The 6891-nt window shown below is 40.0% G+C and carries 4 protein-coding genes and 4 tRNA genes; 6 read left to right on the forward strand and 2 right to left on the reverse strand.

Going from position 1 to position 6891, the window contains the following annotated elements:
* Positions 1–58 precede the first annotated feature (58 nt).
* Positions 59–1555, forward strand: a complete 1497-nt coding sequence (locus tag ACVBIO_RS18695; RefSeq protein WP_447173199.1) for a transporter substrate-binding domain-containing diguanylate cyclase — start codon at positions 59–61, stop codon at positions 1553–1555.
* A 45-nt stretch (positions 1556–1600) separates the two neighbouring features.
* Here the strand turns inward: ACVBIO_RS18695 and gap are convergent, their stop codons facing one another.
* Both gap and ACVBIO_RS18705 read right to left on the reverse strand, forming a co-directional pair.
* Positions 1601–2611 (reverse strand): type I glyceraldehyde-3-phosphate dehydrogenase, encoded by a 1011-nt coding sequence (gene gap / locus ACVBIO_RS18700; protein ID WP_447159303.1) that lies wholly within the window; start codon positions 2609–2611, stop codon positions 1601–1603.
* 219 nt (positions 2612–2830) lie between these two features.
* Positions 2831–3691 (reverse strand): DUF2989 domain-containing protein, encoded by an 861-nt coding sequence (locus ACVBIO_RS18705; RefSeq protein ID WP_447173200.1) that lies wholly within the window; start codon positions 3689–3691, stop codon positions 2831–2833.
* A 204-nt stretch (positions 3692–3895) separates the two neighbouring features.
* Here ACVBIO_RS18705 and ACVBIO_RS18710 point away from each other — a divergent pair, with 204 nt between their 5' ends.
* The 5 genes from ACVBIO_RS18710 to ACVBIO_RS18730 all read left to right on the forward strand — a co-directional run bounded on the left by ACVBIO_RS18710 (position 3896) and on the right by ACVBIO_RS18730 (position 6890).
* A complete protein-coding gene (locus tag ACVBIO_RS18710; RefSeq protein WP_447159301.1) occupies positions 3896–5332 on the forward strand; it encodes a glyceraldehyde-3-phosphate dehydrogenase in 1437 nt (478 codons plus the stop codon).
* Positions 5333–5932: 600 nt separating this feature from the next.
* Positions 5933–6008 (forward strand) — tRNA-Gly (locus ACVBIO_RS18715).
* A gap of 12 nt (positions 6009–6020) precedes the next feature.
* Positions 6021–6094, forward strand: a tRNA-Cys gene (locus ACVBIO_RS18720).
* Between the two features lie 32 nt (positions 6095–6126).
* Positions 6127–6212, forward strand: a tRNA-Leu gene (locus ACVBIO_RS18725).
* 604 nt (positions 6213–6816) lie between these two features.
* Positions 6817–6890, forward strand: a tRNA-Cys gene (locus ACVBIO_RS18730).
* Position 6891 lies beyond the last annotated feature (1 nt).

Here is a 6891-nt window from a genome sequence, read left to right on the forward strand (position 1 = left end):
TAAATCAGGTGACGTAGAGTAATTGTTTTAAAAGTGTTATTTTTACCCCTAAAGGATTATGGCAAAGGAACTGTATCCCGTGGCGACTTTCCCCAAAGGTGACCAAGAACAGCAAAAACCTAATACAATCAGTAAATCTCCATTCCTACGATTTGCGCCTTTAACTATCCTCTCAATGCTTATGTTATTGGTATTAATTCTCTTATTAACACCAATGTACCCAAACGGCATTGGAGTCTCGTCTTATAATACGCCCAAAAGCACTATCGCACTCGTGATAGCGAACTCCAAAGCATGGAAACCCTTTTCTTACCTTGATGATAAAAATGAGCCCAGAGGTTTGCTAATTGATTTATGGAAAGAGTTTGGCGAGACGAATCAGATAGAAATTCAATTTCTTTTATCTGATTGGCAAGAATCTATCGATAATGTACGGCTAGGTAAAGCCGACATACATGCTGGCTTAGTATGGTCAAATGATAGGGCGAGGTATTTGGACTACGCTAATAACCTCGCTCAGCTAGAAGGTCAACTATTTGTAGAGCAGTCTTTACTTAGCGATAGTTTAGATTCAATTGTAGAGCACACAACGCTAGGCGTGATCGAAGGAAGCTATGAAGATAACTTCATCCGTCAAGCTTACCCAAAAGCTAAATTTATCCGTTTTAAAAATAATGAGCAAATGATTGAAGCGGCTTTACGTTCTGACATCAACGCCTTTGTAGCTGATTTTCAAGTTGCAAACTTTTATTTGTATACATCAAACAGGCAAAGTGCTTTTGCACCTGTCCAGCATCTTTATACCGCGTCAGTTAAACCCGCTGTAGCAAAAGGGAATGAGGTACTGCTTAATTTTGTTAAGAATGGATTTAACCGCGTAGAGCAGGACACTTTGAATCGTATTCAGAGGAAATGGTTGCATGTTGAAACGGTATACCCGAGTTACTTACTGCCACTACTGATAGTTTTATCGTTAAGCATGATTGCGATTTACATTATACAGCTTAAAAGAACCGTCATGCTGCGAACTAAAGAACTCTACTCGGCAAATCAGGAATTACAATTATTGGCGAAGAAAGATTCATTAACGGGTATCGATAATCGACGTGCTTTTATGAGTGAGTTTGAACGTCAAAATAATATTAGAAAAACTAGTATTACGCTATTACTGTTCGATATCGATGGATTTAAAGGGGTTAATGATACGTTTGGCCACCAGGTTGGTGATCAAACGATTATAGAAATCGTCAAAAGAGTGGAACTAACACTTTGTGGAAGCGCTGTATTTGGCCGTGTAGGAGGCGAAGAGTTTTGTGTTTTTTTGACTGGGCTTAACGAAGAGCAAGCAGAAGCTTTTGCTAATACGATACAAAGATGTATTTCAGAGGCGAAGGTAGATAGCGATGCTGGACAGTTAGTTATTACCGTTAGCCTAGGTGCCATTTATTGCAAGAACGTTGATATAGATTGCACTTACTTGATGAATCAAGCCGATCTACTTATGTATAAAGCGAAAGGTAATGGTCGTAATTGTTTCGAGTTCTCAAGTATATAACAATAAAAACCCAGCATTCGCTGGGTTTTTATTACAACATTCGAATTACTTAGCAGACATAAGTGCAACTGCATTATCTAACATGCGGTTACTGAAGCCCCATTCGTTGTCGTACCATGCCATTACTTTTACTAGACGACCGTTAACGCGAGTTTGAGTTGCGTCAAAGTTTGAAGAGTATGGATTATGGTTAAAGTCGATTGATACCAATGGCTCGTGGTTTACAGCTAACACTTCACTCAATGGAGCAACAGAAGCTGCTTTCTCAATGATGGCGTTGATCTCTTCAACACTTGTGTCACGTGCAGCCACGAAAGACAGGTCAACGAGTGACACGTTAACAGTAGGTACACGTACTGCTAGTCCATCAAACTTACCAGCAAGCTCAGGAACAACAAGACCTACAGCTGCAGCAGCACCCGTCTGTGTTGGGATCATTGACATTGCAGCAGCACGAGCACGGCGTAGGTCAGTGTGGTAAACGTCAGACAAACGTTGATCATTGGTGTATGCATGAATCGTTGTCATAAGACCTGATTCAATACCAATTTCATCATTTAACGGCTTAGCAAATGGAGCTAAACAGTTAGTAGTACAAGACGCATTTGAAATCACAGTCATATCGCTGGTGATAACATCGTTGTTTACGCCGTAAACAACAGTTGCATCCACATTTTTACCAGGAGCAGAAATAAGTACTTTCTTTGCGCCAGCGTCTAAATGTGATTGAACAGATTCTTTAGAAGTGAAGATACCAGTACATTCAAATACCACGTCGATATCTAGCTCTTTCCAAGGAAGCTTTGAAGGGTCACGCTCTTGGAAGGTAAGGATTTTATCTTCGTTAACAAAAATAGCGTCATCAGTATGCTCAACTTTAGCGTTAAAGCGTCCATGTACTGAGTCGTACTTAGTTAAATGAGCGTTGATTGAAGCGTCACCTAAATCGTTAAGTGCAACGATCTTGATAGGATAGTTCTTCTCGCTTTCATATAGAGCACGTAGAACATTGCGGCCGATACGGCCATAGCCGTTAATTGCAACTCGGATAGTCATCTCATATCCCTCAGGTAAATGTTTAAAAGTATCTGGTAGTAAAATTACCAAACTGACAGCTATCGTCAAGTTATATCGGCTATAAAAGCCACTTTGTCAGCGTAATTTAGGTAATTTTTTTACACATGTCGCGATTCCAAGCAATTATTGCATAAATGTACAAAAAACTTGAAACTTGGCAAATATATTGTCAGAACTAAATGATAGTTAAATGTCAGCTTATAATGGTAAATAAGCTTCATTCATATCTTTATCAAGTAGTTTCTTTAATTTACTCTTTTGATAACTTCCAGATTGTAGTTGATCTGCAAGTATTAACGCGTATTTATCTAATTTGCGCTGCAATCTTTTATCACCTTTCAGCAACGCCAGCATTTGCTCTTCGGAAAAATTAGCCTCAGTTAATTCAATATTTGTTTTAGAGAGCCAATAATCGATTTCTAACTGGTTTTCTTGTCGATAGAGTGTCGCTAAAGCAAGTAACCAATCAGGGTTAAAGTTTTCTTCAGTACTGCCATCGAGCACCTCAGTATAGAGCTGCTTAGACTTAGCCTGGTTTATTCTAAGATAGTAAGAAGCCAACTCTGCTTTTAATACTATATCGGTAATAGCTCCGCGTTCCTCTGCGGCAAACAATATTCTCTCGGCCTGAGGATCATTAAATCGAGACCAATGATAGTAGGCGAGGTGAGGGTCATTACTGCCCTTAGTGGTTGCTTCCAGCTCAGCTAATGATTGTGAACTTAACCCAAATGCTCTAGCACGATCATTGGTTCGCTCAGGATGCAAAATATGTTGAACTCCAGCTGCCAATTCAACACATTTATTGTAGCGTTCTAAATATAACAATTGCTCATAAACTAGCTTACCTGAGGGCTCCGGTGTACCTTTCAACTTGAATCGATTACGGATCAGGTCACCTTTTTCGAAGCGACACCAACTATCTTTGTGCAAATCGGCACAAAGTTCGGGATTTTTGTTACAAATCACCTGAGTATTTGTAGGTCCTTCACAGCCAAAAAGCCCCAAAAAAGCGCTAATTCCTAAAAATGATGTAAACATTACAAAGTTTTTGTTCAAACATGGCTCCAAGCGGACTTTTTTCTAATAAAATTACATTGTTAACGAAAATTTCTGACTAGCCTGAAAGCTAACTTTTCATTACAATGGCGCCGACCAAACGGGGAAAGAACCCTAATATAACGTTAGATTATTGGTCTTTTCTTTTTGTTACTCAAACATTTCTAATTAAAAAATTGGAAAAGTGAGATAAAGGATCTGTTAATGAGCGCTGATAAACACCTACAAAGTTGGCAAGAACGTTTCGAAATGGCAGAGGCTATGCAACCTCTACTTGGTAAATTATATCGTAACCAAGGTGTAGAAGTCGTCGTCTATGGCAAACCTCTGCTAAATGCTTCTACAATCGAAATCATTAAATCGCACCGTTTAGTGCGTCGCCATGTTGGTGAAAAACTGAGATTACGTGAAAGCTTTCCATTTATCGAGGCTTTAAGTAAGTTAGCGGTAAAACAATGTAAAGTTGATATCGGTAAACTGGCAGTCAATTACTGGCGCGAGTATCAAGATGCGAGTCAAATAGAGGCTTATATGAGCCGCGAACTTGCAGATGCAATCACCTTAGAAGACACACAAGCAGCCAAAGATGTTGTGCTATACGGATTTGGCCGTATCGGACGCTTACTCGCTCGTCTTCTTATCGAAAGAACAGGTGTAAGCAATAAGCTTAGACTACGCGCAATTGTACTTCGTGGTGGCCGCAAGGGCGATTTAGAAAAACGTGCCAGTTTATTGCGTCGTGACTCTGTACATGGTCCATTCAATGGCTCTGTAGAAGTTGACGAAGAAAACAATGCAATCATTGCCAATGGTACCTACATTCAGGTTATCTACGCAAATTCTCCAGATGAAGTCGATTACACTAAGTTTGGTATTTCAAATGCACTTGTGGTTGATAACACAGGTATTTGGAAAGATGAAGCGGGTCTAGGTCTACATCTTAAGTCACCTGGTGCAAGTAAAGTGTTACTTACCGCTCCTGCAAAAGGAGCCATTAAAAATATCGTTTATGGTGTTAACGAGTCAGACATTCTTGACGAAGATACAATTGTATCTGCAGCAAGCTGTACGACTAACGCTATTACCCCAGTACTAAAAGCTGTTAACGATAAATATGGCATCGTAAATGGTCACGTTGAGACTATTCACTCATACACCAATGACCAAAATCTTATCGATAACTACCACAGTGCAGATCGCCGTGGTCGCAGTGCACCACTAAACATGGTCATTACTGAAACGGGCGCAGCTAAAGCAGTTTCAAAAGCACTACCTGTGCTTGAAGGTAAGTTAACAGGCAACGCTATTCGTGTTCCAACACCAAATGTGTCTATGGCTATCATTAGCCTTAACCTCGACGGTGAAACGAATAAACATGAAATGAACGAGTACCTAAAAGATATGGCGCTGCAGTCTGAACTGCAAAACCAAATTGATTACACTGATTCGACTGAAATCGTATCAAGTGATTTAGTCGGTTCACGTTACGCGGGTGTTGTGGACTCACAAGCGACTATTGCTGACGGTAACCGTACTATTCTTTATGTATGGTATGACAACGAATTTGGTTACAGCTGTCAAGTTGTAGGTGTGATGCAAAAAATGCTTGGTCTTAACTACCAATCATTACCTAATGCATAAATGCTAATTAGGATTAAGCTTAGATCGCGGATCTAAGTAACTAAAACGCCTCTATTTATAGGGGCGTTTTTTGTTTTAAGTATTATTGGTTGAAACGTACTAACAGTAATAGGTATAACTACAGGCTGCTCTGGGGTTTTAAAAACTCAGGTCTTAAAATACATTATCCTTAAAATACATTATCCTTAAAATAATAAAGTCATCACGGTTCTTAGAATAAAGTCATCACGATACTTATCGCCAATCAGTTAGAACGCGCGTTCGCCACCGAGAGTTTTACATTCCTGACCTAATGCCATTAAGTTAAAGACAAGCCAATTAATTTACTCCGGTATTAAAGGCTCCGGTATTGACGCTAGTAAAGAAGCTAAAACCATGGCAATGCAAATAAATGTAATCGAGGGCAGGTGAGTCGCTTTACCATTTTGACTATCTAATAAGCAAAAAGCTGCAATATTGTTTACATTGATTGATTTAACATCAAACAGTCATAAAAAAGGTTTTTCTCGATTGACTCTGACAACCAAATCGGTAGAATGCCATTCCGTAGTCAAGGGGAAGCAAACCAAGCAAGAACTTGAATACAGTTTAAATTGAAAAGCGACATTAGCTCAGTTGGTAGAGCGATACCTTGCCAAGGTATAGGTCATCGGTTCGAACCCGATATGTCGCTCCAATTTAAAGTTATGGCGCGATGGCAGAATGGCTATGCTGCGGATTGCAAATCCGTCGATCTCGGTTCGACTCCGGGTCGCGCCTCCATAACTTTATAGAGTTATAAAGAACAAGAGTTTGCCCGTGTGGTGGAATCGGTAGACACAAGGGATTTAAAATCCCTCGCTGAATAAGCGTGCCAGTTCAAGTCTGGCCACGGGTACCAAATAATTCTCTACGGAGAGTTGCAGATAAGCCTCGACAATGTCGGGGCTTTTTTGTATTTCAAATTAAGCCCATTGAATGATGGTATACGATAAAATCTTGGCGTCCTCGCAGAATAAGCCTGCGATTCCTTTTGATAAAGCAGATCTGGCCGCGGGCACCATCTTTATATGAAGAGTAATCAAACCAGGCATTGAGCTGTTTTTTGCGCCTAGACTTTCAGTGAGTTCATACCCATCTACATAAAGCAGGGCGAACAGCAATCATTTAGCGCTTTGAGGTGCTCAATCACGCCTCCCTCTACTCGTAAAGCCCCTATTAATGGCATTTGCATCCTCAACAGCGATGCAGTTTATTTTTTAGAGAAATAAACAAATAAGCTAATACTTTCTGTTACGCGCTTTCCGCTACGACTTCTTTGCACGGTAAAGCGGTACTTTAAGCTTTGATTCACTATAACGAATATTATTTACGCGTTCATTGTTTATATAATATCTGTTTAGTATGCGATTTAACCACTTGAATAAAATCAATTAATTACTTGTTGACTCATTTTTTAATTCTAGTAAAGTATGCCTCGTTCCCCGGTAAGAGGGAAACAAAATGGCGCGATGGCAGAATGGCTATGCTGCGGATTGCAAATCCGTCGATCTCGGTTCGACTCCGGGTCGCGCCTCCAT

Source organism: Shewanella sp. 0m-8, from assembly GCF_052977265.1.